Source organism: Burkholderia territorii (genome assembly GCF_902833055.1).
Taxonomy (GTDB): domain Bacteria; phylum Pseudomonadota; class Gammaproteobacteria; order Burkholderiales; family Burkholderiaceae; genus Burkholderia; species Burkholderia territorii.
In genome coordinates this window covers 247,810-271,677 of record NZ_CADFEJ010000004.1, presented here as the reverse complement: position 1 = coordinate 271,677, position 23,868 = coordinate 247,810, and the positions used below count along the sequence as shown (strand labels likewise).

Sequence of the window (23,868 nt, the reverse complement as noted above, 5' to 3'; positions counted from 1 at the left end):
GTTCAGTCCATCCCGCTCAAACTATCCGCTCCCCGTAGTTCAATGGATAGAACAAGCGCCTCCTAAGCGCTAGATACAGGTTCGATTCCTGTCGGGGGGACCAGCAGTTTCCCGAATTTCCACATGCCTTGATATCGCGCTGTCCACACGCGCCGCGTCCGTCGGATCACGCACGCTCTCTCTAGTCGTCTGCCTACCGCGCCCACGCACGCCGTGTTTCACCAAACATCGGCCACCACCCCGCACCCCCGCCACCTCGTCACAGCATCAACCCCGTCCTGACCTGCGGCATCAAACTCGCATTCGCGCCCGTCACTGCGAACGTGCCGGCAAACGACGCCCCGGCCGGCAGTGCCAGCAGGCTGCCGTCCCCGAGCCGATTCGCATCGACGACGATCTGGTTCGCCGCGCAACCATTCGTCAACAAGCCGACCGGCAAACCGGCAATCGACGAGAACGTGTTGCCCGTCACGCTGAACGAACACACGTTCCCGGACGCCCGGAAACCCGCATAGCCGGAGCCTGACACGCGGTTATCCGCCACCGTGACATCGGACACGGTTCCCGACCACGTATCCAGTTCGATCGCCCCCTGCTGCGTCGGCTGCAGCCCGTTGTTTGCGTTCGTGGTCTGGATGTTGGTCACGATATTGCCGGTGATGACGACGTTCGACGACCCGTAGGTCTTCCAGCTGTCCTCCTGCGCGACGAGAATCCCCGCCGCCTTCTCGACGGCGTCGACCGTGTTGTTCGAGATCGTTACCGCCTGCCCGCCGACGACGGTGATGCCGCGCCCCCACGCGTTGCCGGACACCGCGTTATGGTCGATCAGTACATTGCCGCTGAGGCGGCCGTCGCCGAGATAGCTGACCACGGCGATCAGATCGTCTCCGGTGCCGGCCACCGTATTGTTCTGCACCAGCACGTTGGTCGACCCGTAAGTCGTATGGATGCCGTCGGCGAGCGTCGCGCGCACGGTATTGCCCACGATCGCGATACCGTTGCCGCCGAACACGAAGATCCCGGCGCTCGCGCCGCCCTGGATCGTCACGCCGAGTATCTGGACGTCCGAGCCCGTCACCTCGACCTTGGTCGATTCGGGCGTCGTGAGCCGTGTCGTTCCGGTGCCGGCCAACGTCACGCCGACGAGCGTCGAACCCGCGCCCCTCATCTCGATCGTCTGGTCGGCCGGGTTGGTGGCGGCCAGCGTCGCGCCGTATCCGGAAATCACCGTCTGGGGCACCGTCACGGCAAGCGAATGCCCAACGGCGTAGCGTCCCGGAGCGATGACCAGACGCTGCCCGGCACGCAGGCTGTCGAATGCCTTCTGCAGCGCATCGGCCTGATCGCTGCCGTCGGCGGCCGGATAAACCGTCACGTCGGCGACCGGAATCGGCTTGGTGCCACTGGAAGGCGGAAGCGTCGCACCGGCCGGCCCGGCGGTCGACACCGGGCTGTCGGAATTCGCCGATGAAGCCGATGCACCGGATGCGGCACCGGCAGGTGCAACGACCGATGTCGATGTACCCGCAACGGTCTGTGCGCCCGCGGCAGCGTTGCCGTCACCGCCGCCACATGCGGCAAGACAAAGGCAGAGCGCGGCGAACATCGCCCAATTGACTGTACGCATGCGAAGTTCCGCTAGCCGAAATTGGCGTCATCGTAAGTACGCTCGATCACTTTGTAAATGAATTCCGCGCTGCACCTGTGAAATATTTCGTTATCCTCTTTCATTCATCGCCACGTCATCACGGCGACATGCGGCCCACGACCGCACCTTGCCGAACCCGGCGAACATGCGCGGAAAATTGAGTAGAAGCCCGAACCTTCGTCTGAAAGGCGAAGCGTTCGCGCACGCCAATCGCGATGCAATCGCGCGCTACTGCGTGACGGTGCAACAGGGAACGGCGATTCAGGCACGCGACGGCACGAGCCGTCGGAGATCGGAAGGCGGTCGCGCAAGCCGCGCGGGCCGCATGGCCGCCGCTCGCGGGCGCGAACGGCGGATAACGTCGGAATCCGAAAGGAAGCCGGCTGAAACGGCGCGGCCCGGGGAGCGGCAAGCGCGCCCGCAAGACCGCGCCGGTCGACGCCTTACTGCGTGACGGCCTGCTGCACGTCCTTCGACGCATGCCACACGCGGTAGCGCACGTCGAAACCGTCCGGCACGTAGACGACGAGCGGCAGGCGGCTGTTGTAGCGCAGCAACTGCCCGTCACCGCGCACCTGCACGAAGCGCTGCTGCGGCGCCTGGCCCGGGCAGGCCATCAGCGTCGATGCCGGCCCCTTCACGTCGGTCAGCCGATAGTACGTATAGCCCCAGCCCTTCACGTCCTCGGCGATCAACTCGCCGCCGAACCATTGCTGGTTGCAGTCGGTCTGCAGCGTCTTGCCGATCATCAGCTCGACGCGTGCGTCGCCCTCGTTCTCGAGCGCGGGCAGCGCGATCACCGCGCGCTGCTGGCCGGCCGTCGGCTGCGGGAACATCTTGATCGATTCGGCCGGCACGGCGGGTGCCGATGCGGGGCCCGCCGCCCACGCGGCGGCGGTCGTCACGCAAAGGGCGGCCAGGGCGGCCCGGATCGCGAATTTCATCGATGTGCTCCTGATAAACAAAATAGGCCCCGATGCTAACACTTTCGTCGCGCGACCTTACGAGGCTGTAATTTGACGACACAAATGCAAACAGCCGGCAATCCCCGCGCGCGGTACTTATAGGGGAACCAATGGAGAACATCATGCTGAAGCTCATTGCCGCCGGCGTCGCCACGCTGCTGGCCGGGTGCGTCGTCGGTCCGGACGCCGGATACGGCTACGGACAGCCCTACTATTCCGATCCCGGGTACGCGTACGGGCCGGCCTACGGGGCCTCGCCCATCTATGGCACGGTCAATATCTGGGGAGGCGGCGGCGGACGCGACTGGGACCACGGCCACCGCGACTACCGCCGCTGGGATCGCGATCGCGGCGATCGCTGGGACCACGGCGGCTGGGGGCGCGGCGGCGGGCGCCGTGGCGACTGGAACGAAGGCGGCGGCGGACGCGGCGACGGCGGCCACCGCCACTGAGCCAGCAGATCCAATTGCAACCGTTTGTATCCGCACGCGGCGTCGCGCAGTTTCCGTCCGGCGTTCGATAACCAACGTCCGAGAAATGACAAAGGCCCTCGCATCACGCGGGGGCCTTAACTTTTGTCTTCCCGTTGCCGGGAATTCGTTCAATCGGCACCGAGCACGTGACGCCGTGCCCGGTCATGCGCCCGCTCACCAGCCAGCCGGCCGCGCATAGCCGCCCGATACCGGCGCGCCGCACACATACGGGCGCTGATAGCGGTCGTAGCAATAGTCCGGGCCGTCGTCCTGGTACTGCGCCTGCTGATACGTCGGATACGCGGGCTGCTGGTAAGCCGGTGCCTGGTAGTACGTCGGCGGCTGATAGGCCGGTGCCTGATACACGGGCGCCTGATACGCGACGGGCGGATTCATCGCCGACGTCACGATCGCACCGAGCACCGCGCCGCCGATCAGCGCGCCGATGATGTCGCCCCCGTCGCGGCCATGCGCGGAAGCCGGGCCGGCCACGGCGAGCGAACCGGCAAGGACACATACTGCGGCAATTCTTTTCATGATGGACTCCCACGCGAAGTGGTACTGGATGCGATGCATTGTGGTCGCGCGCGGCCGTAATAGATGCAGCAAGTGGTAACGCGCCATTACCGGTATCACGCACACCGAAACGCGCCCCCGCCGTGCTACGATTTTCGGCACACAGGAGACGCCTTCATGCAGCCCGAAACCGCCCGCCGTTTCGATACCGAATTCGCGCCGCGCATTGCGCAGGCGATCGCGGCGTTCTTCGCCGATCACGTGCTGACCGACGTCGTCCCATACGGCGGGCACGGGCAACCGACGCGCGTGCAGGTCCGCAGCGCGCCGCACGAGCATGTGAGCGGCTACGTGCATCCGCTGAACCTCGAGCTGACCTGGGACACGGACGAGATCGAGCGGTTGATGGCACCCGACGGTCCCGCGCGGTTCGAGCACTACCTGAGCGCGCTGCCGAGGAAGCTGAGCGCATGGCAGAGCGCGCGCGACATCGATCTCGCATCGCGCACGCAGGCCGACCCGCTCGTGCGGCTCGGCGGCCTCGACTTCGAAGGTTGAACGCACGCACCGGCCGCCGGCCGGCTGCTGCCGGCGTCGCGCGATACGGTCCGGTGATACACTCGACCGGTCCCGCTCCGGCGCCGCCAGGCTGACCGGGTCGTTCACCGCCGCCTCCACCCGCGAGCATGGTTGCGCACGCAACCGGCCTCCGGGCGCGCGGATCATCACGCCTTCGCTCCCGCCATGAACGCCGATACCGGCCTGCCGCTTCCGCAACGCTACTGGGCAATCGTCTGCGTCGCACTGGGCATCACGCTCGCCGTGCTCGACGGCGCCATCGCGAACGTCGCGCTGCCTACGATCGCGCGCGACCTGCGCGCGTCCGACGCCGCATCGATCTGGATCGTCAACGCGTACCAGCTCGCGGTCACGATCACGCTGCTGCCTCTCGCGTCGCTCGGCGAGCGCGTCGGCTATCGCCGCATCTACATCGCCGGGCTCGCGCTCTTCACCGCGGCGTCGCTCGGCTGCGCACTCGCCGGCTCGCTGCCGGTGCTCGCCGTGATGCGCGTGATTCAGGGGTTCGGCGCGGCCGGCATCATGAGCGTGAACGCAGCGCTCGTGCGGATGATCTACCCGTCGTCGATGCTCGGGCGCGGGTTGTCGATCAACGCGATGGTGGTCGCGCTGTCGTCGGCGATCGGGCCGACCGTCGCATCGGCGATCCTGTCGGTCGCGTCGTGGCCCTGGCTGTTCGCGGTCAACGTGCCGATCGGCATCGCGGCGGTGTTCGGCAGCCTCCGTGCATTGCCGGCCAACCCGCTGCACGATGCGCCGTACGACTTTCCGAGCGCGCTGATGAACGCGTGCGTCTTCGGGCTGCTGATCATGGCCGTCGACGGGCTCGGGCACGGCGAAAGCCACGCGTACGTTGCCGGCGAGCTGGCGATCGCGTTCGCGGTCGGTTACTTCTTCGTAAAGCGGCAGCTGTCGCAGCCGGCACCGCTGCTGCCGGTCGACCTGATGCGCATTCCGATGTTCGCGCTGTCGATCTGCACGTCGGTGGCCTCGTTCACGTCGCAAATGCTCGCGTTCGTCGCGCTGCCGTTCTGGCTGCAGCACTCGCTCGGCTTCTCGCAGGTCGAAACCGGCCTCTACATGACGCCATGGCCGCTCGTGATCGTATTCGCCGCGCCGCTTGCCGGCGTGCTGTCGGATCGTTACTCGGCCGGCATCCTCGGCGGCATCGGGCTCGCGCTGTTCGCGGCCGGGCTGTTGTCGCTCGCGATGATCGGCGCGCATCCGGGCACCGTCGATATCGTGTGGCGGATGGCGCTGTGCGGCGCGGGTTTCGGGCTGTTCCAGTCGCCGAACAATCGCGCGATGCTGTCGTCGGCACCGCGCGAGCGCAGCGGCGGCGCGGGCGGGATGCTGAGCACGGCGCGCCTGACGGGCCAGACGCTCGGGGCCGCGCTCGTCGCACTGATTTTCGGGCTGGCGCCCGACCATGGGCCGACGATCGCGCTCTATGTCGCGGCCGTATTCGCGGCGCTCGCCGCGGGAGTCAGCATGCTGCGCATCGCGTCGCCGCGCCCCGACACGGCGGCCTGACGCCGCCGCTCAGGCGGCGTCGAGCGCGTCCATCACGAAGCGCACGCGCGCCTTCACGCTCGCGCACGGCAGCTCGATCAACCGATACCCGTACGCCGTATAGCAGTCGACCATTGCGTCGTAGGTGCGCACGGCCTCCGCGAAATCCTGCCGGCGCTCGGTATCCTGCGTGTAGATGTCGGGCCACGGCGGCGCGATGAACACGCGGCGGTGATACCGGAAGCGCCGCGCCGCGGCCTCCGCATGCGCGGGCACCGCGAGGCCCGTGAGCCGCAGATAGCCGATCACGTCCGGCACGCCGCGGTCGAAGAACACGGGCCCGCGCGCGCTTCGTGCGAGATGATACGAACGCATTTCCCAGTTCAGCATCAGCTCGGCGAATGCGGCCCGGTCGCGCCAGGGCAGCGCCGGTCCGTCGATCGCCATCTGATCGCGGATCACGCCGCGCCCGGCCTCGTGCGAACGCGCGAAGCCACTGCGTTCGAGCGCATCAAGCAACGTGCTCTTGCCGGAGCCGGGGCCGCCCGTGACGACAAAAAAGCGGGCGGACACCTCCTGCGCCGCGCCGTCGTCGTCCACGCGCTCAGACATGCGCGGCTCGCCGGCCCGCGCGCTGCGTGACCGATGCGGCCGCCGCGACGCTGCGCAGGTCGGCGACGAACGTGTCGCGCCAGACCGACAGATTGTTTCCGCGCAGCCGCGCGAGGTTCTCTTCGTGACGCGCCTGCCGCTCCGCGAGCGGCATCGACAGCGCGCGCTCGAGCGCGTCGGCCATCTGCGACAGGTCATAAGGATTGACGAGCAGCGCACCGGTCAGCTCGGCCGCCGCGCCCGCGAACTCCGACAGCACGAGCACGCCCGGATCGGCCGGATCCTGCGATGCGACGTATTCCTTCGCGACGAGATTCATCCCGTCGCGCAACGGCGTCACGTAGCCGACCTGCGACATCCGGAAGAACGCCATCAGCAGATTGCGCTCGTACTTGCGGTTCAGGTACTGGATCGGCGTCCAGTCGAGCTGCGAGAAGCGGCCATTGATGCGGCCGGCCTCGCCTTCGAGCGTTTCGCGAATGCGCTGGTAGGTCTGCACGTCGGAGCGCGTCGGCGGCGCGATCTGCACGAGCGACACGCGCCCCTGCCAGCCGGGCGCGTTGGCGAGCATCCGCTCGAACGACTGGAAGCGTTCGACCAGCCCTTTCGAATAGTCGAGCCGGTCGACGCTCATCACGAGCTTGCGGCCGCCGAGTGCGTCGCGCAGCATCTTCACCGGCTTGCGCGATGCGTACTGGACGGCTGCGTCCGCGATCGCATCCGGGTGCACGCCGATCGGATAGGCGGCGACCTTCACGACGCGCCCGTGCGCATGCAGCATCCCGTCGTCGCTGGCCGCGCCGATGCCGCGCCGCTCGATGTAGTCGGCGAACGCCTGCTTGTCCGCTTCGGTCTGAAAGCCCGCGATGTCGTACGCGCACATGAACTTCACGAGTTCCTCGTGCGGCGGCACGATGCGCAGCATGTCGGGCGACGGAAACGGAATGTGCAGGAAGAAGCCGATCGGATTTTTCACGCCGAGTTCGCGCAGGCAATGCGCGAACGGCAGCAAGTGATAGTCGTGCACCCAGATCAGGTCGTCGGGCCGCAGCAGCGCGGCGAGCTGCTTCGCGAGCATCGCGTTCACGCGCAGATAGCCCGCGTACTCCTGTCGGTCGAAGCGCGCGAGATCGCCGCGGTAGTGAAACACCGGCCACAGCGTCGCGTTCGAGAAGCCGCGGTAGTACTGATCATAGTCGCGCCGCGTCAGCCCGAGCGTCGCATACGTGACGTTGCCGTCACGCTGGATGGCGGGCGCGGCGTCGGGCGTACCGACGATCTCGCCGTTCCAGCCGAACCAGACGCCGCCGGTTTCCTTCAGCGCGTCCATCACGCCGACCGCGAGGCCGCCCGCGCTCGGGCGCGTGTCCTCGCCGGCGGCGACACGGTTCGATACCACGATCAATCTGCTCATGCGGCTTTCCCTCCTCGATTCGATTGAATGGCGCGCGACGCGCGCCACGACGGGCGCGACGGCCAAAAGGCGGTCGCGCGGCGATTCAGATGTGAGCGATGCAACAACGAGCGCAATGAAATGCGGCGGCGGAATGCAACGGCGACGGAATCAGGCGTCCTGCTCCTGGCCGAGGTCGCGTTGATAATCGAGCCCTTCCGGGCGTGCACCGCCCTGGTTGTGATCGCCGTCGGACGGCGTCTCGTCGGGCGCGCCGGCCGGCGCATCGGTCTGCGGACGCGGGCGCTCGGTCCCCGGGTCGGGGGACCGGGGAGAAAACCGTTTCGAACGGCGCATGGCTGGGTGTCTCATATGCAACGCGGCTCGGAGCCGCCGTAGAAACATTCCATAACAAAAGAGTCTAGGTTGCTTCCTCGCATGCCAAGGTAACAATTGCCTTCAATTTGTAACGTTTCGACCCCTGCTCGGCGGACTGTCCGACAATAGCGCCGCGCGTACGCGCGCGAGCCACTGCCCGGCGATTTGTCAAAGCTTTGCAGTTTTCCTATGACAATTGCGAAACAATGATGCGGCATGGGGGCGCGCATGCGTCGCCGCTCACCCAGACAGGACTTGCACTCAGGGATGAACATTCGTTTCGAACCGCCGCGTCGGGCCATGCCGGCGCGCATCGTGCTGGCCGCGATCGCCACGGCCGCACTGCTGTCCGGCTGCAACTCGCTGTACAGCGAAGGCGCGACTGCCGGCGCCGGTATCGCGGGCGCCGCGATTGCCTCCAAGGTCACCAACAACGCCGCCGTCGCGACGGGTATCGGCCTCGGCGCCGTCGCCGGCGCGCGGGCGGGCGTCCAGTACACGCAACGTGTCGCGCACCGCTACACGCAGGAGCAGATCGCGAAAGCGGCCGGCCCGCTCGACGTCGGCGGTGTCGCGCCGTGGAAGACGCACCATTCGTTCCCGATCGAGGATGACGAACAGGGGCGCGTGACGGTCAGCCGGATGATCAGCATCGGCCCGCTCGACTGCAAGGAAATCGTGTTCGCGGTCGATACGCCCGCGAAAGCCGACAAAGCCGCGGAATCGGCGTTCTACGTCGCCACGATCTGCCGCGACGGTCCCGTGTGGAAATGGGCGTCGGCGGAACCCGCGACCGAACGCTGGGGCGCGCTGCAATGAGCGTCGCGATCCGTATCGCGGCGATCGGCGCGCTGTGCGCGGCCAGCGCCGTGCTGTCGGGCTGCGGCTCGGTCGGCGCGGCGAGCGGCGCACTCGCCGGCGCGGCGACCGGCCTCGTCACCGCGAACCCGGCCGTCGGCGTCGGGGTGGGAATTGCCGTGCAGGCGGCGACCGACGAAGCCGTCAACCGCACGATGAAGCAGCTCCATCAGAACCAGCAGGACGCGATCGCGAAAGCGGCGGGCAGCCTGGCCGTCGGCGAAGTGAAGCCATGGAAGGTGAAGAACACGCTGCCGCTCGAAAACGGCGAAGGCGAGGTGCGCGTCACGCGTGCGTACTCGACGGCGCTTGCGCTTTGCAAGGAATTCGCGTTCTCGGTGAAGGACGGCGACAAGGCCGACTGGTATTTCGCGAATGCGTGCCAGCAAGGCACGCACTGGAAGTGGGCGTCGGCCGAACCGGCGGTCGACCGCTGGGGCAACCTGCAGTAGCAATGCGGGCGCGCGACAAGCGCCGCGCATGCGAACGCCGGGCCGCGCGGCCCGGCTCGCTGGCTCAGGACTCGACGTCCTCGAGGCTGAAGATTTCGGTCTGGTCGTTGTACGAGAAGATCTCGCCGTAACGTCCCCAGTCGATCACCGCGTCGAGCGTCTCCTCGGCCGCGCCGTCCGACAGGAAATCCTCGAGCTCCTGCTCGAAACGCACACGCGGCGCGCGATGGCCGGGGCGCTCGTTCAACACTTTCTTGATCCGCGCGGCGAGCGGCACATGCTTCAGCAGATGATCGGCGAACATCAGCTTGCGCTCCTGCGTGCCGAACTCCGCGAACACGCGCCCCGGCGGCGTCAGGAACACGTCGCCTTCGCGCACGTCGGCGAAGCCGAGGTACTGCAGCACTTCCGCGATCGGGAACAGGTCGTCGACCTCCAGATGCAGCGTGCGCGCGATTTCCGGCATGTCGGCGCGGCCGTGATACGGCGCCATCGCGAGCGTCTCGATCAGGCCGGCCATCAGGTTGGTCGACACCTGCGGCAGCCAGCTGCCGAGCTCGAGGCCCTTCTTCGTCGCCTCGCCGGTCTGGCGCGCGGTCATCTTCGCGTAGATGTCGTCGACGAGCTTGCGGAAGGCCGGATCCAGCCGGTTGCGCGGATGCTTGAACGGCACCTTGATCTCGGCGATCACGCGGCCCGGGTTCGACGACAACACCAGAATCCGGTCGCACATGAACACCGCTTCCTCGATGTTGTGCGTGACGATCAGCACCGACTTGATCGGCATGCGGCCTTGCGTCCACAGGTCGAGCAGGTCGGTGCGCAGCGTTTCGGCCGTCAACACGTCGAGGGCGGAGAACGGCTCGTCCATCAGCAGGATCGTCGGGTCGACCACGAGCGCGCGCGCAAAGCCCACGCGCTGGCGCATGCCGCCCGACAGCTCGCGCGGATACGCGTTCTCGAAGCCGTCCAGACCGATCAGGTCGATCGCGGCGAGCGCGCGCTCGCGCCGCTCGCGTGCGCCGACACCGAGCGCTTCCAGCCCGGCTTCCACGTTCTGCAGCACGGTCAGCCAAGGGAACAACGCGAAGGTCTGGAACACCATCGCGACGCCTTCGGCCGGGCCGGTCAGCGGCTTGCCGAGGTAGGTCACTTCACCGCCGGTCGGCTCGATCAGCCCGGCAATGATTCGCAGCAGCGTGGACTTGCCCGAGCCCGAGCGGCCAAGCAGCCCGACGATCTCGCCCTCGCGCAGCGACAGGTTCGCATCGTCGAGCACGAGCAGTTCGCCCTGCGTCTTGTTGAAGCCGCGGCAGACGTGCTCGACGCGCAGGATTTCCTCGCCGAGGCGCGGCGGCTGGGACGTCTGGACGGGGGCGTTTACAGCATTCGGATTGTGCATCGCGTTTCGCTCTCAATCGGTCTCAGTCGAGCCGCAGCTTCGCTTCGGCGAAGGCATACAGCGGGCGCCACAGCAGGCGGTTGAACAGGGTAACGAACAGGGACATCACGGCGATGCCCAGGATGATCTTCGGAAAGTCGCCGGCGGCGGTGGTCTGCGCGATGTACGCGCCGAGGCCGTGCGCCTCGATCCTGGTCGTGCCCCACTGCACCGCCTCGGACACGATGCTCGCGTTCCACGCGCCGCCCGACGCGGTGATCGCGCCGGTCACGTAGTACGGGAAGATGCCCGGCAGGATCGCCTGGCGCCACCACTGCCAGCCGCGGATCCGGAAATTCGTCGCGGCTTCGCGATAGTCGTTCGGATAGGACGTCGCGCCCGCGATCACGTTGAACAGGATATACCACTGCGTGCCGAGCACGATCAGCGGCGACAGCCAGATGTCGGCGTTCAGGTGGAAGCGCGCGATCACGATCACGAACACCGGGAACAGCAGGTTCGCCGGGAACGCGGCGAGGAACTGCGCGAGCGGCTGCAGTTTCTCGGCGAGCTTCGGGCGCAGCCCGACCCACACGCCGACCGGCACCCAGATCACCGATGCGATCGCGATCAGCACGACCACGCGCAACAGCGTGATGAGCCCGAGCACGATCACGTGCCCGACTTCGGCCATCGTCACGCCGGTCGACACGAAGCTGACGACACGCCACACGATATAGGCCGTACCGAGCAGCACGAGCACCGCCCATGCGATGTCGACCGTGCGCGACGCCTTCTTCTCGACCTTCGGCAGCGTGAAGCGCATCGCGCCCGACAACGGCAGACGCAGCGGAATCCGCGCGGCCTTCGCGAAGAACCAGCCGGCCGGCACGAGCAGCTGATGGATCAGGCGCGTACGGCGCACGAGGTCGAGCAGCCAGGATTGCGGCGCGTCGCCCGACGCGGTGTTCTCCATCCGGAACTTGTCGGCCCACGCGATCAGCGGGCGGAACAGGAACTGGTCATAGGCCAGGATCACGACCGTCATCGTCAGGATCACCCAGCCGATCGCGCCGAGGTTCTTGTCCGAGATCGCCTGCGCGAGATACGCGCCGATCCCGGGCAGCGTGATGGTCTGGTTGCCGACCGTGATGGCCTCCGACGCAACGACGAAGAACCAGCCGCCCGACATCGACATCATCATGTTCCAGATCAGCCCCGGCATCGAGAACGGCACCTCGAGCTTCCAGAAGCGCTGCCACGACGTCAGGTGAAAGCCGCGCGACACTTCGTCCAGATCGCGCGGCACCGTGCGCAGCGACTGGTAAAAGCTGAACGTCATGTTCCAGGCCTGGCTCGTGAAGATCGCGAAGATCGCCGCGAGCTCGGCGCCGAGCACGCGGCTCGGGAACAGCGCGAGGAAGAACGTCACCGTAAACGAGATGAAGCCGAGCACCGGCACCGACTGCAGGATGTCGAGGATCGGGATCAGCACCATGCCCGCGCGGCGGCTTTTCGCGGCGAGCGTGCCGTAGACGAGCGTGAACGCGAGCGACGCGACCATCGCGGCGAGCATGCGCAGCGTGGTGCGCAATGCGTACTCGGGCAGGTTCGACGGATCGAGCGAGATCTTCTGCGTCTGCAGCGTGGCGATCGGCGCCATCGTCTCGTGGAAGCCGACGACCGCCATCGCGATCAGGCAGATGATCAGCGGAAACGCGATGAAGTCCCACCGGTTCGGCAGAACGCGCCACGCGGATGCGTTGGCGGTCCGGTTCGGATTGAAGAATCCGACGTCCATCAGGCGCCCTCCCCGGTAAGGCCGAACGAAGCCGGCAGACGATGTTGATTCATGGCAAAGCGCACGGGCGCGGTAATTCGACGCGGTAATTCGATTGATTCACGATCTGACGCCGGCGCGAGGCCGCCGTGCGTGCAGGCTGCGGCCCGGCGCGACGAGTCGGCCGCGACGGCACGACACTACACCAACCTGTATTTCAGGTTCAACCGTCCGGGGCCGGTGCGACGCCGCGCGGCGCGCGGACGGCGCACGGATCGTGCCCGGCACGCGGGTGACCGACAGGCGTGCGATGCGGAGCAGCCCGGCCGCAGTCCTCAGGCCGGCATGTGCAGGCCCCGAATTATGCCGTGAACCGGGCCGGCCGGGAACCCGCCAGCCGCACGCGCACGCAAACCATGCCGGACGTCAGCGGACGATCGCGGCGAAGCAGGTATGATCGGGGCTAGCCCCTGGTGTCGGTGTCGACACAGCCGCCAGGGATCGACCGACCAGCGGGAGAAAGGGAATGGCAGGAAACTTGGTGATCGTCTGCCGCGATCAGGATGCCGATGCGTTCTACGAGCTGATGCAGGAGTATGGGTCGTTCCAGACCCGGCTGTCGTCGACGGCATGGTACCTGAACATGAACGTCGTGCCGGAATCGCTGCAGGAGGAGATTCTGGAGCGCCTCGGCCGCTATACGACCGTCTATATCTTCGAGGCCACGAGCGTGACCTACAACACCATCGACAGCAACGCCGCCGAGACGCTCGGCACGCTGTTCGGCGAATGACGCCGCGCGGCGCCTGCCGCGCAGGCGCCGCATCCGCCGCATCCGCCGCTTACGCGGCCTGCGCGTGCAGATCGTCCTTCGGTATCGCGTCGAACGGGAACGTCATCGCCACGCGCAGGCCGCCCTCGGGACGATTGCCGATTTCGCACGTCCCGCCCAGCCTCAGCACCAGCCGCTCGACGATCGCAAGCCCGAGCCCGCTGTGGCCATTGCCGCCGCGCGCCGGGTCGAGCCGCACGAACGGCCGCGTCGCGGCCGCGAGGTCGCGCGGCGCGATTCCGCCGCCGCTGTCGCTGACCGACAGCACGTAACCCGTCGGCGTACGCGCCGTCTCGACGAGCACGGGCGGCGCGCCGTACGCATGCGCATTGTCCAGCAGGTTCGACAGGATCCGGTCGAGCGTCGCGGTCGGCAGGCGGAAGCCTTCGTCGGCGGACAGGTGCGTCTGCACCGCCGGCGCGTTGGGCGCGACCGCGCGATAGCTGCGCGCGATCCGCTCGCAGGTCTGGTCGACCGGCACCGGCTCGCTGCGGTCCGCGCCGCCGTGCGCGAATACGAGGAACTGGTCGACGATGTGCGACATCGAGTCGACATCGCGCACCACACCGTCGCGCAGCCGCGCGTCGTCCATCATTTCGGCGCGCAGGCGCATCCGCGCAAGCGGCGTGCGCAGGTCGTGCGCGACGCCGGCCAGCATCACCGCGCGATCGCTCTCGGCTTGCGACACCTGTTCCACCATCTGATTGAAGCCATGCGTAAGCTGCCGCAGCTCACGCGGGCCGCGCTCGCGCAGCGGCGGCACCGGCTGGCCGCGGCCGAAGCGCGCGACCGCGCGCGCCAGCGAGCGCAACGGCTGCTGCAGCTGCCAGGCCGCGAACAGCGCGGCGATCACGCCTGCCGAGAAGATCGTGCCGAGCCACAGCAGCATCCGGTCGAGCGAGCGCGGCGGGCGCAGCGGTTGTACCGGCACCACGATCCAGTTGCGGTCGGTCGGCTCCTTGACCCACAGCACCGGCGGATGGCCCGGCGCGCCGATCTCGACCAGCGTGCCGGGCGGCATGCGCTCGCTCACGTCGTCGCGGAAACGCTTGAGCGGCGCCGGCAGGTTCGATCCAGCGCTCGTCGGCACGTCCGGGCTGTCCGGCGATACCAGCCGCACGCGTGACGGCAGCGGCTGGTCGGGCGTGCGCTCGACGTGCTGGCGCACGGCGTCGACGAGAAAGGCGGCCTCCTCGACCGCGTAACGCGTCTGCATCTGGCTGCGCTCGAGGCGCATCGCGAAAAACCACGCGAAGTGCGACAGGAGCAGCACGCCGACGACCAGCAGCGCCAGCCGCCCGAACAGTGAATCAATGGGTTTGCGCATGGGCCTCGCCGTCGGGCACGAACACGTAGCCGCGCCCGCGGACCGTCTGGATGAAGCGCGGTGTCGACGGATCCGTTTCCAGGATGCGGCGCAGGCGCCACACCTGGACGTCGATGCCGCGGTCGGTGCCGTCGTATTCGGGCCCGTGCAGCAGCTCGAGCAGCCGCTCGCGCGTGAGCGTGCGCAGCGCGTGGTTCACGAAGATCTTCAGCAGCGCGAATTCGCTGCTCGACAGTGTCGCGGGCTTGCCGTCGACCGACAGCGTGCGCGCCTGGAAGTCGAGCACGAAGCGGCCGAACGCGAACGGCTCGCGTTGCTCGGGCGCCGCCGCCGACGGCGTCGCGCGGCGGCGGCGCAGCACGGCCTGCACGCGCGCGAGCAGCTCGCGCGGGTTGAACGGCTTGCCGAGGTAGTCGTCCGCGCCGAGCTCGAGCCCGACGATGCGGTCGACGTCGTCCGCGCGTGCCGTCAGCATGATCACGGGGATGTCGTCGCCGGCCGCGCGCAGCTGGCGCAGCGCGGTCAGGCCGTCCACGCCCGGCATCATCAGGTCCAGCACGATCAGGTCGGGCCGCTCGCGCTCGAGGCGCTTCTCGAGCGTCGCCGCGTCGTGCAGCACGGACACTTCCATCCCCTGACGCACGAGATAGTCGCGCAGCAGGTCACGGAGTTCTTGGTCGTCGTCGACGATGAGGATCTGGGTAGTCATGGCTCGAAGTTTACCGCGCGAGGGCGGCGTCGAAGAACGAAACAAAGACACGAAAGGGTTACTGCGGGTTACGGCGCAAGGGAACTGTAATGCACCGTAACCCGGCAGCCACCCCGCGTAACACCCGCCGGGACCCGCGCCGCTAACCTGCGTCTTACCGGATGCGGCACACGCGTCATGCGCGCACCGCATCGCCGGACCCTATGGATACAGGAGTTTCTGAAATGTATAAGAAGACTTCCCGCGTGGCCATTGCGGCCGCCGCCGTGCTCGCTCTCGCATTCGGCACCGCGCATGCCGCGCCGCCCGTCGACATGCCGCCGCCGGGCGGCCCCGGCATGCACCAGATGCACGGCGGCCATGAAGGCGGCCCGTTCGGCGCGATCATGAAGCTGCACGATCAGCTGAAGCTCAACGCAGCGCAGGAGCAGCAATGGCAGACGGCCGTCAACACGATGAAGCAGAACCATGAAGCGATGCGCAAGAGCCACGAGCAGATGCGCGAGCAATTCAAGGCGCAGCAGAATCAGCCGATCCTCGACCTGAACGCGATGCATGCGGCCCGCCAGCAGGCCGAGCAACAGAATGCGCAGCTGCGCGAGCAGAGCTCGGCCGCGTGGCTCGCGTTCTACAACGGACTGAACGACCAGCAGAAGACGACGGTCAGCACCGCGCTGAAACAGCAGTTCGCGCGGATGGAGCAGCGCCACGAGAAGATGAAGGAGCGCTGGGAGCAGCACCGCGCGGCCAAGGCCGCGTCGGCGCCGGCGCAGTAAGCCGGCGCGCCGCCTCCCCGGCGGCATCGCGGGGGCGCGGGCAGTCGGCCCGCGCCCCCGTTTCGTTTCAGGCGACGTCGAACAGCAGCACCTCGGCCGCCCGCCCGCGCGCGAACGCGATCGCGTCCGCCCCGGCGATGCGCGCACCGTCGCCCGCGGCGAGCGCGTGCCCGTTGACTTCCACGTCGCCGCGCGCCACGTGCACATACGTACCGCGCCCGGCCGGCACCCCGAATACCACCTCCTCGTCGCCGTCGATCAGCCCCGTGAAGATGCGCGCATCCGCGCGGATCGACAGCGCCCCGTCGTCGCCGTCCGGCGACGCGACGAGCCGCAGGCGGCCGCGCTTCTCGTCGTCGGCGAAACGCCGCTCCGCGTAACCGGGCCGCCCGCCGCGCTCGGCCGGCTGAAGCCAGATCTGCAGCAGATGCAGCACGCGGTCGCGCGACGCATTGGTTTCACTGTGCATGAGCCCCGTGCCGGCGCTCATCCGCTGGATGCCGCCGGCCCGCACGATCGCGCCGTTGCCGAGACTGTCGCGATGCGCGAGCGCGCCGTCCAGCACGCAGGTGACGATTTCGACGTCGCGGCGCGGCTGCATCCCGAAACCGCGTGTCGGTGCGATCAGGTCCTCGCTCAGCGCGCGCAGCGCGCCGAACGGCGGATGCGCGGCGTCGGCGTCGCCGGCAAGCGCAAAGCTGTGGCTCGACTCGAGCCAGCCCTGGCGCGTATGGCAGCGGTCGGCGGCGCGGCGGATCTGGAACATGGGGGCACTCCGGCAGGCAATATTCTTTCTTCGGGTTTACCTGCACTCTAGGGGCACGCCGCGCGCGCCACAATCCGCCGCACGCGCACCGCATCGTTGCACCCACGAATCCAATCGACGCAATACTCGTTGCGAATACCACGATTGCCGCAACGCCCGGATCGAAGAATCCGTCGGTCACGCCGGATTGCCGTTTTCCGGGTATCGCGTTCGGGTAAAATACCGCCCTTTTGGCGTTCGCCCGTCCGGCGAGCGCCGTTGCCCGCGCGCCGAAACACGAATTTTGGCCGTCTAGAATACGCCGCGGCGCCCGGCCCGACCGGCCGCGAGCGCCTCCCCGGAAGTGAGCGACAAACGAATGGAAATGAAGAAGGCCGCCCTGTGCGCCGCCCTCGCCCTCGTGGCGGGCAGCGCCTTCGCGAAAGAGTGGAAGACCGTGCGGATCGGCGTCGATGCCAGCTACCCGCCGTTCGAGTCGACCGCGCCGAGCGGCGAGATCGTCGGTTTCGACGTCGATCTCACCAAGGAAATCTGCAAGCGGATCAACGTGAAGTGCGTGTGGGTCGCGCAGGATCTCGACGGGATCATTCCCGCGCTGAAGGCGAAGAAGTACGACGTGATCGTGTCGTCGCTGACCGTCACCGACAAGCGGCGCGAGCAGATCGACTTCTCCGACAAGGTGTACGACGCGCCCGCGCGAATGATCGCGAAGGCCGGCTCGCCGCTGCTGCCGACGGTCGCGTCGCTCAAGGGCAAGCGCGTCGGCGTCGAGCAGGGTTCGACGCAGGAATCCTACGCGAAGGCGTACTGGGAACCGCAAGGCGTGACGATCATTCCTTACCAGAACCAGGACCAGGTCTATGCCGATCTCGGCTCGGGCCGCCTCGACGCGACGCTGCAGGATGAACTGCAGGCCGACTACGGCTTCCTGCGTACGCCGCGCGGCAAGGGCTTCGCGTTCGCCGGGCCGGAAGTGAAGGATCCGAAGACGATCGGCGACGGTACCGCGATCGGCCTGCGCAAGGAAGACACGGACCTGAAGCTCAAGATCAACAAGGCGCTGGCCGACATGCACAAGGACGGCACGTACGACCGGCTGTCGCACAAGTATTTCTCGTTCAGCGTCTACTCGGCTCGCTGAGCGCCGACAATGACGGGAAGCGGATGCGGGCGCGCCCCGCGTCCGGCAGTACAGGCAGTGAACCACGCGCCGCCCGCCCCTCGCCCGCCGCTCCTTGCGACGGGCTGGCCCGGCACCGTTGCCGGGGCGGACGGTCATGATACGCACGGGGCGTTCCGCGCAGCTTGGCGGGCGCGTCTTTCGCGGCGCACCGCGTGCGCCGTCCGGGACCACACCAGGGACCACATATGTTTCTACAAGGCTACGGCCCGCTGATCCTCGCAGGCACCTGGCAAACCGTCAAACTGGCGGTGCTTTCGCTCGCGCTGTCGTTCCTGCTGGGGCTGCTCGGCGCGGGCGCGAAGCTGTCGCGCAACCGCGTCACGAACGGCATCGGCACCGTCTATACGACGCTGATCCGCGGCGTACCCGATCTCGTGCTGATGCTGCTGCTGTTCTACAGCCTGCAGATCTGGCTGAACATGGCGACCGACGCGCTCAACTGGGATCAGATCGACATCGACCCGTTCCTCGCCGGCGTGCTCGTGCTCGGCTTCATCTACGGCGCGTACTTCACCGAAACCTTCCGCGGCGCATTCCTGTCCGTGCCGCGCGGCCAGCTCGAAGCAGGCAGCGCGTACGGGATGACCAACTGGCAGGTGTTCACGCGGATCATGTTCCCGCAGATGATGCGCTTCGCGCTGCCGGGCATCGGCAACAACTGGCAGGTGCTCGTGAAATCGACCGCACTGGTGTCGATCATCGGCCTCGCGGACGTCGTGAAGGCGTCGCAGGATGCCGGCAAGGGCACGCTGCGGTTCTTCTTCTTCACGCTGATCGCGGGTGCGGTCTATCTCGCCATCACGACGATCTCGAACTTCGTGCTGATGTGGCTCGAAAAGCGCTACTCGACCGGTGTCCGCAAGGCTGACCTATGATCGAACTCATCAACGAATACTGGCGCAACTACCTCTACACCGACGGCTTCCGCATCACCGGCGTCGCGATCACGCTTTGGCTGCTGGTCGTGTCGATCGGCCTCGGCTTCTGCCTGTCGGTGCCGCTCGCGGTGGCCCGCGTGTCGAAAAGAAAGTGGCTGTCGGGCGCCGTGTGGCTCTACACGTACGTGTTCCGCGGCACGCCGCTCTACGTGCAGCTGCTCCTCTGCTACACCGGCCTCTACAGCCTGCAGGTCGTGCGCGGCACGCCGCTGCTCGATGCGTTCTTCCGCGACGGGATGCACTGCACGCTGCTCGCGTTCACGCTGAATACCTGCGCGTACACCACCGAGATCTTCGCGGGCGCGATCAAGGCGACGTCGTACGGCGAGATCGAAGCCGCGCGCGCATACGGGATGTCGACCTTCACGATGTATCGCCGCGTGATCCTGCCGTCGGCACTGCGCCGCGCGCTGCCGCTCTACAGCAACGAAGTGATCCTGATGCTGCACGCGACCACCGTCGCGTTCACCGCGACCGTGCCGGACATCCTGAAGATCGCGCGCGACGTGAACTCGGCGACCTACATGTCGTTCCACGCATTCGGGATCGCCGCCCTGCTCTATCTCGTGATCTCGTTCACGCTCGTGTGGCTGTTCCGCCAGGCCGAGCGTCGCTGGCTCGCGTATCTGCGCCCGCAAGGCAAGTAAGTTTTCGCAGGACTATTGATGAATTCCCAGACTCAGAAGCTTTTCGTCGACGATCTGCACAAGCGGTACGGCGACAACGAGGTGCTCAAGGGCGTGTCGCTGAAGGCAAACTCGGGCGACGTGATCAGCGTGATCGGCTCGTCCGGTTCCGGCAAGAGCACGATGCTGCGCTGTATCAACTTCCTCGAGCAGCCGAATTCGGGCCGCATCGTCGTCGACGGCGAGGAAGTGCGCACCACGCCGGACAAGACGGGCGCGCTGCGCGCGGCCGATTCGAAGCAGCTGCAGCGTGTGCGCACCAAGCTGTCGATGGTGTTCCAGCATTTCAATCTCTGGTCGCACATGAACGTGATCGAGAACGTGATGGAAGCGCCCGTCAACGTGCTCGGCATCCCGAAGAAGGAAGCGGAAGAGCGCGCGCGCGAATATCTCGAGAAGGTCGGCCTCGCGCCGCGCGTCGAGAAGCAGTATCCGTCGCACCTGTCGGGCGGGCAGCAGCAGCGCGTCGCGATCGCGCGCGCGCTGGCGATGCATCCGGACGTGATGCTGTTCGACGAGCCGACTTCCGCACTGGATCCGGAGCTCGTCGGTGAAGTGCTGAAGGTGATGCAGAAGCTGGCCGAGGAAGGCCGCACGATGATCGTCGTCACGCACGAGATGGGCTTTGCGCGCAACGTGTCGAATCACGTGATGTTCCTGCATCAGGGGCGCGTCGAGGAAGAAGGCGTGCCGTCCGAGGTGTTCGCCAACCCGAAGAGCGAACGCCTGCGCGGGTTCCTGTCGGGCAGCCTCAAGTAACGCGCGCGACGCGCGACGACACGCGAACGGGCGCCATGCGGCGCCCGTCTTGCGTTTACGCGGCGTCCACCGGCGCGCCGTCGGCGAACGCGCGCAACGCATCGCCCGCGAGCCGGTAGCGCACCCATTCGCTCTGCGGCGCCGCGCCGACGCTTTCATAGAAGCGGATCGCCGGCTCGTTCCAGTCGAGCACGCTCCATTCGAAACGGCCGCAACCGCTGTCCACGGCGATGCGCGCGAGCGCCTTCAGCAGCCGCAGCCCGGCACCCGCGCCGCGAAAGCGCGGCGACACGTACAGATCCTCGAGATACAGCCCCTGGCGGCCGAGCCACGTCGAATACGAGAAGAAATACACGGCGAAGCCGGCCGGCTCGCCGTCGACCTCGCAGATCAACGCGCGCGCCGGCGTGCCTTCGCCGAACAGGCTGCGCTCGAGCGATGCGGGCGTCGCGACCACTTCGTGCTCCGCTTTCTCGTAGATGGCCAGTTCGGTGATGAAACGCAGGATTTGCGGCACGTCGGCGACGGTGGCGGAACGAATGTCGATTTGCACGGTGGGGAGCCCTCCTTCGGCCCGGAATGACAACGGATTGCGGCGCCCGCGCGAGCGCGCCTGGCGTCGGACAGATCGACATGCTACGTTCGCGGATGAACTGCAGGAAGTGCAGTTTCTTCATCCGGACATGAACATGATGCATCCCGATCTGCGCCGTCTCGACCTGAACCTGCTGCTCGCATTCGACGCGCTGTACCGCCACCGGTCGGTCGCCGCGGCCGCGCACGAGCTGGCGATGAGCCCGTCCGCGCTGAGCCACGCGCTCGCGAGGCTGCGCGACGCGATCGGCGACGCGCTGTTCGTGCGGCTCGGCAACGAGATGCAGCCGACCGTGCGCGCCGACGACATCGCCACCTGGGCCGGCGACGCGCTCGACACGATGTCGAAGGGATTGGCCCGCGCACGCCGCTTCGATCCGGCGCAAAGCGACCGCACGTTCGTGTTCGCCGCGAGCGACTACACGGCGTTCGCCGTGCTGCCGGCATTGCTCGCGCGCATCGAGCAGGTCGCGCCGCGGTTGCGGATCCGCGTCGTCCACTCCGACCGCAAGATTTCGATCGACGAACTCGCGGCCGGCCACATCGACTTCGCGCTCGGCTATCACGAGGAATCGGCCGCCGACGCGCCGGGCATCGAGGATTTCGACTGGTTTTCGGACGACTACGTGGTGATCGCGAGCGCCAGGCATCCGTCGATCCGCCGGCGGTTGACGCTCGACCAGTACCTCGCGGCTCGCCACGTGGTCGTCACGCCGTGGAACGAGTCGCGCGGCGTCATCGACTACGTGCTCGACCGGCTGGGCCTCGCGCGGCAAGTCGCCGCGCAATTGCCGAGCGTGCTGGCCGCACCGTTCGTGATCGCGGAGTCTGCACTCCTGATGACGGTGCCGAACCGTGCCGCGCAGGCGTTGCGTCACGCGGCACCGATCCGCATCTTCCCCGCACCGTTCGACATCCCGCGCTACACGGTGAAGGTCTACTCGCATGCGAAGCATGCGCGCACCGACGCGCATCGATGGCTTCGCGCGCAGTTGCTCGATGCGCGAGCGGCATCCGCCTGAGCCGCACGCGCTTGCACCGCAAGCGGCGCCAGCCTTGCCGGACGAGCGTTTCCGGCCGCGGCCGGCAACGGCGCAACGCCGCCGAATTCATTACGAAATACTTACCAATTTCGCCTTGCGTGTGCTTACGCTCGCGGCCCGATGACGTCAATAGTGGCAATCCTTGACCCACATACACCGAATCCGTGTCTCCCTTCTCCGACAAGGGTTTTACGGCAATCGACACCCTGTTGGGCACCCGTCGCGCACTGTGTTGCATGGCAAATTGGCGACAGCTGTTAGTCAAACAACGATTTCCGTCGCCACAAAATTGTATTTTTGCTAAATTAGTAACCAAAGTAGCAAAACGAAGTTCGTGAAATGTAGTTTAGCTTCACGACACAACAAGGAGACCCCGCAAGCCCACCCGGCCGCGCGGGACCGCTCAACGGTTTTCCGTCCGCTTGCCCGCGTGCCGCGCTTACCGGCCTTGCACGAGGTCTCCCTGGTTATCCCGCTTTTCGCTTTTGCCCGGCGCTCGCTGCTCCGGGCATCTCGTGCAGTCTGGGTTGACTTTTTGACAGGGTATGGAGGAGATGATGAAGAAAGCTTTGGTCGCGGCCGCGCTGATGGCTGCTGGGGTGGTTACGGCGCACGCGCAGAGCAGCGTCACGCTGTATGGTCGCCTGGATGCCGGCCTCGAGTACCTGAACGGCCTGCAGAACGGCCACCAAGTGCGCGCCGAAAGCGGCGACTGGGGCACGAGCCTGTGGGGCTTGAAGGGCAGCGAGGACATCGGCGGCGGCAACAAGATCCTGTTCCACCTCGAAGGCGCGTTCAACACGATGAACGGCGGCTTCAGCGGCTCGATCTGGGATCGTTTCGCGACCGTCGGCATTTCGAACGACCGCTACGGTACGCTGCTGCTCGGTCGCGAACTCGCGATCGCCAACGGCGTGTGGGACTTCGACCCGTTCGGCCAGTCGGCCTGGTCGACGGCATCGCTCGTACGCGGCCGCAACTGGAACAAGACCAGCAACAACGTGTCGTACCAGTCGCCGTCGCTCTACGGCCTCGACTTCTACGGCCAGTTCTCGTTCTCGAACTCGACCAGCTTCAACGGCAACACCGATTCGACCAAGGACGGTCGCGCCGCGGGTGCCCAGATCACCTATACGAACTCGCTGTTCCAGTTGCGCGGCATCTACGACGAAACGCGCGACAGCAACGGCCGCTTCTCGGACGTGTTCAAATACTCGCGCGAATACTTCGCGGGCGTGAACGTGTTCCTCGGCCAGTTCAAGGTTCAGGCGGCGTACCAGGCATCGCACGCGGACGGCAGCGGCGGCCCGGCAGTCAACGCCGGCGTGACGGGCACGCAGCAGGTCTGGGGCGGTGTGACGTGGCAGGCCACGCCGGCGGCAGCGCTGATCGCGGCCGTGTACCACGTGAACGCCAACCACGGTGGCGGCAATGCCAACATCTACACGGTCGGCGGCTCGTACAACATTTCGAAGCGCACGCTGTTCGACCTGCAAGTCGCGACGGTTCGCAACAGCAAGACCGCGAACTTCGGCCTGAACGCCAACGGCGCAGGCACCGACGTCTCGACGGGCAACCCGCATCCGGGCGGCAGCCAGACCGGCGTCTACGCCGGCATCCAGCACCTGTTCTGATCAGGCGCCGTCCAGAGAACGATTCGACAACACTTTCCACGCTGCTGCGAGAGGCGCGTATCGGTGCGGTA

The 23,868-nt window shown here is 66.9% G+C and carries 25 protein-coding genes, 1 tRNA gene and 1 pseudogene; 15 read left to right on the top strand and 12 right to left on the bottom strand.

Annotation, left to right across the window (positions count from 1 at the left end; translation table 11 throughout):
* Positions 1 to 28: 28 nt before the first annotated feature.
* A tRNA-Arg gene (locus tag HW466_RS11055) sits at positions 29 to 103 on the top strand.
* 156 nt (positions 104 to 259) lie between these two features.
* Here HW466_RS11055 and HW466_RS11050 read toward each other — a convergent pair.
* Positions 260 to 1,609, bottom strand: a complete 1,350-nt coding sequence (locus HW466_RS11050) for a right-handed parallel beta-helix repeat-containing protein (protein ID WP_420908218.1) — start codon at positions 1,607 to 1,609, stop codon at positions 260 to 262.
* A 229-nt stretch (positions 1,610 to 1,838) separates the two neighbouring features.
* Between HW466_RS11050 and HW466_RS31875 the strand changes: the two are divergent.
* A pseudogene (locus tag HW466_RS31875) lies at positions 1,839 to 2,010 on the top strand (TetR/AcrR family transcriptional regulator); the annotation flags it as partial.
* A gap of 84 nt (positions 2,011 to 2,094) precedes the next feature.
* On the opposite strand, the gene eco reads toward HW466_RS31875, so the two are convergent.
* Positions 2,095 to 2,595 (bottom strand): serine protease inhibitor ecotin, encoded by a 501-nt coding sequence (gene eco / locus HW466_RS11045; RefSeq protein WP_151002722.1) that lies wholly within the window; start codon positions 2,593 to 2,595, stop codon positions 2,095 to 2,097.
* 143 nt (positions 2,596 to 2,738) lie between these two features.
* Between eco and HW466_RS11040 the strand changes: the two genes are divergently transcribed.
* Positions 2,739 to 3,068: a hypothetical protein gene (locus tag HW466_RS11040; RefSeq protein ID WP_151002720.1), complete on the top strand. Its 330-nt coding sequence runs from the start codon at positions 2,739 to 2,741 to the stop codon at positions 3,066 to 3,068.
* A gap of 195 nt (positions 3,069 to 3,263) precedes the next feature.
* On the opposite strand, the gene HW466_RS11035 is transcribed toward HW466_RS11040, so the two are convergent.
* The gene (locus HW466_RS11035) at positions 3,264 to 3,665 is read right to left on the bottom strand and encodes a hypothetical protein (protein WP_060136828.1); all 402 of its coding nucleotides are present in this window, start codon (positions 3,663 to 3,665) and stop codon (positions 3,264 to 3,266) included.
* Between the two features lie 117 nt (positions 3,666 to 3,782).
* Here HW466_RS11035 and HW466_RS11030 point away from each other — a divergent pair, with 117 nt between their 5' ends.
* Positions 3,783 to 4,163: a DUF5594 family protein gene (locus HW466_RS11030; RefSeq protein WP_151002719.1), complete on the top strand. Its 381-nt coding sequence runs from the start codon at positions 3,783 to 3,785 to the stop codon at positions 4,161 to 4,163.
* Positions 4,164 to 4,349: 186 nt separating this feature from the next.
* Entirely contained in the window at positions 4,350 to 5,717 is a 1,368-nt protein-coding gene (locus HW466_RS11025) for an MFS transporter (protein ID WP_059502753.1), read from the top strand.
* A gap of 9 nt (positions 5,718 to 5,726) precedes the next feature.
* On the opposite strand, the gene HW466_RS11020 is transcribed toward HW466_RS11025, so the two are convergent.
* The 3 genes from HW466_RS11020 to HW466_RS11010 form a co-directional block, all read right to left on the bottom strand.
* Positions 5,727 to 6,308 carry an AAA family ATPase gene (locus HW466_RS11020; protein WP_151002717.1) on the bottom strand — a complete coding sequence of 194 codons (582 nt, stop codon included), beginning with the start codon at positions 6,306 to 6,308 and terminating at the stop codon, positions 5,727 to 5,729.
* Positions 6,301 to 7,722: an alpha,alpha-trehalose-phosphate synthase (UDP-forming) gene (gene otsA / locus HW466_RS11015; RefSeq protein WP_059502757.1), complete on the bottom strand. Its 1,422-nt coding sequence runs from the start codon at positions 7,720 to 7,722 to the stop codon at positions 6,301 to 6,303. Before otsA ends, HW466_RS11020 begins: the two co-directional genes overlap by 8 nt.
* A gap of 150 nt (positions 7,723 to 7,872) precedes the next feature.
* On the bottom strand, positions 7,873 to 8,058 hold the full coding sequence (locus tag HW466_RS11010; protein WP_059448631.1) for a hypothetical protein: 186 nt from the start codon (positions 8,056 to 8,058) through the stop codon (positions 7,873 to 7,875).
* A 288-nt stretch (positions 8,059 to 8,346) separates the two neighbouring features.
* On the opposite strand from HW466_RS11010, the gene HW466_RS11005 reads away from it, so the two are divergent.
* Entirely contained in the window at positions 8,347 to 8,898 is a 552-nt protein-coding gene (locus HW466_RS11005) for a hypothetical protein (RefSeq protein ID WP_059448630.1), read from the top strand.
* A complete protein-coding gene (locus HW466_RS11000; RefSeq protein WP_059770773.1) occupies positions 8,895 to 9,389 on the top strand; it encodes a hypothetical protein in 495 nt (164 codons plus the stop codon). Before HW466_RS11005 ends, HW466_RS11000 begins: the two co-directional genes overlap by 4 nt.
* 64 nt (positions 9,390 to 9,453) lie before the next feature.
* On the opposite strand, the gene HW466_RS10995 is transcribed toward HW466_RS11000, so the two are convergent.
* Both HW466_RS10995 and HW466_RS10990 read right to left on the bottom strand, forming a co-directional pair.
* Positions 9,454 to 10,791, bottom strand: a complete 1,338-nt coding sequence (locus tag HW466_RS10995; RefSeq protein ID WP_059791601.1) for an ABC transporter ATP-binding protein — start codon at positions 10,789 to 10,791, stop codon at positions 9,454 to 9,456.
* 22 nt (positions 10,792 to 10,813) lie between these two features.
* The gene (locus tag HW466_RS10990) at positions 10,814 to 12,571 is read right to left on the bottom strand and encodes an ABC transporter permease (protein WP_059508217.1); all 1,758 of its coding nucleotides are present in this window, start codon (positions 12,569 to 12,571) and stop codon (positions 10,814 to 10,816) included.
* A gap of 505 nt (positions 12,572 to 13,076) precedes the next feature.
* On the opposite strand from HW466_RS10990, the gene HW466_RS10985 reads away from it, so the two are divergent.
* Complete coding sequence (locus tag HW466_RS10985) at positions 13,077 to 13,343, top strand: double-stranded DNA-specific endonuclease (protein ID WP_027786765.1); 267 nt, start codon at positions 13,077 to 13,079, stop codon at positions 13,341 to 13,343.
* A gap of 49 nt (positions 13,344 to 13,392) precedes the next feature.
* Here the strand turns inward: HW466_RS10985 and HW466_RS10980 are convergent, their stop codons facing one another.
* The gene (locus HW466_RS10980) at positions 13,393 to 14,709 is read right to left on the bottom strand and encodes an ATP-binding protein (protein ID WP_059508216.1); all 1,317 of its coding nucleotides are present in this window, start codon (positions 14,707 to 14,709) and stop codon (positions 13,393 to 13,395) included.
* Complete coding sequence (locus tag HW466_RS10975; protein ID WP_009693256.1) at positions 14,693 to 15,418, bottom strand: response regulator; 726 nt, start codon at positions 15,416 to 15,418, stop codon at positions 14,693 to 14,695. The genes HW466_RS10980 and HW466_RS10975 overlap by 17 nt, the downstream gene beginning before the upstream one ends.
* 224 nt (positions 15,419 to 15,642) lie before the next feature.
* Between HW466_RS10975 and HW466_RS10970 the strand changes: the two genes are divergently transcribed.
* Positions 15,643 to 16,194 carry a Spy/CpxP family protein refolding chaperone gene (locus HW466_RS10970; protein ID WP_059508215.1) on the top strand — a complete coding sequence of 184 codons (552 nt, stop codon included), beginning with the start codon at positions 15,643 to 15,645 and terminating at the stop codon, positions 16,192 to 16,194.
* 67 nt (positions 16,195 to 16,261) lie between these two features.
* On the opposite strand, the gene HW466_RS10965 is transcribed toward HW466_RS10970, so the two are convergent.
* Positions 16,262 to 16,960 (bottom strand): pirin family protein, encoded by a 699-nt coding sequence (locus tag HW466_RS10965; RefSeq protein ID WP_060346601.1) that lies wholly within the window; start codon positions 16,958 to 16,960, stop codon positions 16,262 to 16,264.
* A gap of 364 nt (positions 16,961 to 17,324) precedes the next feature.
* Here HW466_RS10965 and HW466_RS10960 point away from each other — a divergent pair, with 364 nt between their 5' ends.
* The 4 genes from HW466_RS10960 (at position 17,325) to HW466_RS10945 (ending at position 20,526) form a co-directional block, all read left to right on the top strand.
* The gene (locus HW466_RS10960; RefSeq protein ID WP_059451025.1) at positions 17,325 to 18,101 is read left to right on the top strand and encodes an ABC transporter substrate-binding protein; all 777 of its coding nucleotides are present in this window, start codon (positions 17,325 to 17,327) and stop codon (positions 18,099 to 18,101) included.
* Positions 18,102 to 18,328: 227 nt separating this feature from the next.
* Positions 18,329 to 19,018, top strand: coding sequence for an ABC transporter permease (locus HW466_RS10955; protein ID WP_059451024.1), 690 nt, complete (start codon positions 18,329 to 18,331; stop codon positions 19,016 to 19,018).
* On the top strand, positions 19,015 to 19,728 hold the full coding sequence (locus HW466_RS10950; protein ID WP_059451023.1) for an ABC transporter permease: 714 nt from the start codon (positions 19,015 to 19,017) through the stop codon (positions 19,726 to 19,728). The genes HW466_RS10955 and HW466_RS10950 overlap by 4 nt, the downstream gene beginning before the upstream one ends.
* 18 nt (positions 19,729 to 19,746) lie before the next feature.
* Entirely contained in the window at positions 19,747 to 20,526 is a 780-nt protein-coding gene (locus tag HW466_RS10945; protein WP_151005201.1) for an ABC transporter ATP-binding protein, read from the top strand.
* Between the two features lie 55 nt (positions 20,527 to 20,581).
* Here HW466_RS10945 and HW466_RS10940 read toward each other — a convergent pair whose 3' ends face one another.
* Positions 20,582 to 21,079, bottom strand: a complete 498-nt coding sequence (locus tag HW466_RS10940; RefSeq protein WP_059508212.1) for a GNAT family N-acetyltransferase — start codon at positions 21,077 to 21,079, stop codon at positions 20,582 to 20,584.
* Between the two features lie 136 nt (positions 21,080 to 21,215).
* Here HW466_RS10940 and HW466_RS10935 point away from each other — a divergent pair, with 136 nt between their 5' ends.
* Positions 21,216 to 22,142, top strand: a complete 927-nt coding sequence (locus HW466_RS10935) for a LysR family transcriptional regulator (RefSeq protein WP_059451043.1) — start codon at positions 21,216 to 21,218, stop codon at positions 22,140 to 22,142.
* Positions 22,143 to 22,717: 575 nt separating this feature from the next.
* A complete protein-coding gene (locus HW466_RS10930; protein ID WP_151005203.1) occupies positions 22,718 to 23,797 on the top strand; it encodes a porin in 1,080 nt (359 codons plus the stop codon).
* The last annotated feature ends 71 nt before the right edge of the window (positions 23,798 to 23,868 follow it).

Excerpts from the sequence above, each read along its gene's own strand:
- HW466_RS11025 (WP_059502753.1), top strand. The coding sequence starts at position 4,350 with ATGAACGCCGATACCGGCCTGCCGCTTCCGCAACGCTACTGGGCAATC.
- eco (WP_151002722.1), bottom strand. The coding sequence starts at position 2,595 with ATGAAATTCGCGATCCGGGCCGCCCTGGCCGCCCTTTGCGTGACGACC.
- HW466_RS11035 (WP_060136828.1), bottom strand. The coding sequence starts at position 3,665 with ATGCATCGCATCCAGTACCACTTCGCGTGGGAGTCCATCATGAAAAGA.
- otsA (WP_059502757.1), bottom strand. The coding sequence starts at position 7,722 with ATGAGCAGATTGATCGTGGTATCGAACCGTGTCGCCGCCGGCGAGGAC.
- HW466_RS11005 (WP_059448630.1), top strand. The coding sequence starts at position 8,347 with ATGAACATTCGTTTCGAACCGCCGCGTCGGGCCATGCCGGCGCGCATC.
- HW466_RS11020 (WP_151002717.1), bottom strand. The coding sequence starts at position 6,308 with ATGTCTGAGCGCGTGGACGACGACGGCGCGGCGCAGGAGGTGTCCGCC.
- HW466_RS10960 (WP_059451025.1), top strand. The coding sequence starts at position 17,325 with ATGAAGAAGGCCGCCCTGTGCGCCGCCCTCGCCCTCGTGGCGGGCAGC.
- HW466_RS10980 (WP_059508216.1), bottom strand. The coding sequence starts at position 14,709 with ATGCGCAAACCCATTGATTCACTGTTCGGGCGGCTGGCGCTGCTGGTC.
- HW466_RS10935 (WP_059451043.1), top strand. The coding sequence starts at position 21,216 with ATGATGCATCCCGATCTGCGCCGTCTCGACCTGAACCTGCTGCTCGCA.
- HW466_RS10965 (WP_060346601.1), bottom strand. The coding sequence starts at position 16,960 with ATGTTCCAGATCCGCCGCGCCGCCGACCGCTGCCATACGCGCCAGGGC.
- HW466_RS10945 (WP_151005201.1), top strand. The coding sequence starts at position 19,747 with ATGAATTCCCAGACTCAGAAGCTTTTCGTCGACGATCTGCACAAGCGG.
- HW466_RS10930 (WP_151005203.1), top strand. The coding sequence starts at position 22,718 with ATGATGAAGAAAGCTTTGGTCGCGGCCGCGCTGATGGCTGCTGGGGTG.
- HW466_RS10950 (WP_059451023.1), top strand. The coding sequence starts at position 19,015 with ATGATCGAACTCATCAACGAATACTGGCGCAACTACCTCTACACCGAC.
- HW466_RS11010 (WP_059448631.1), bottom strand. The coding sequence starts at position 8,058 with ATGCGCCGTTCGAAACGGTTTTCTCCCCGGTCCCCCGACCCGGGGACC.
- HW466_RS10985 (WP_027786765.1), top strand. The coding sequence starts at position 13,077 with ATGGCAGGAAACTTGGTGATCGTCTGCCGCGATCAGGATGCCGATGCG.
- HW466_RS11030 (WP_151002719.1), top strand. The coding sequence starts at position 3,783 with ATGCAGCCCGAAACCGCCCGCCGTTTCGATACCGAATTCGCGCCGCGC.
- HW466_RS11000 (WP_059770773.1), top strand. The coding sequence starts at position 8,895 with ATGAGCGTCGCGATCCGTATCGCGGCGATCGGCGCGCTGTGCGCGGCC.
- HW466_RS10975 (WP_009693256.1), bottom strand. The coding sequence starts at position 15,418 with ATGACTACCCAGATCCTCATCGTCGACGACGACCAAGAACTCCGTGAC.
- HW466_RS11050 (WP_420908218.1), bottom strand. The coding sequence starts at position 1,609 with ATGTTCGCCGCGCTCTGCCTTTGTCTTGCCGCATGTGGCGGCGGTGAC.
- HW466_RS10995 (WP_059791601.1), bottom strand. The coding sequence starts at position 10,791 with ATGCACAATCCGAATGCTGTAAACGCCCCCGTCCAGACGTCCCAGCCG.
- HW466_RS11040 (WP_151002720.1), top strand. The coding sequence starts at position 2,739 with ATGCTGAAGCTCATTGCCGCCGGCGTCGCCACGCTGCTGGCCGGGTGC.
- HW466_RS10955 (WP_059451024.1), top strand. The coding sequence starts at position 18,329 with ATGTTTCTACAAGGCTACGGCCCGCTGATCCTCGCAGGCACCTGGCAA.
- HW466_RS10990 (WP_059508217.1), bottom strand. The coding sequence starts at position 12,571 with ATGGACGTCGGATTCTTCAATCCGAACCGGACCGCCAACGCATCCGCG.
- HW466_RS10970 (WP_059508215.1), top strand. The coding sequence starts at position 15,643 with ATGTATAAGAAGACTTCCCGCGTGGCCATTGCGGCCGCCGCCGTGCTC.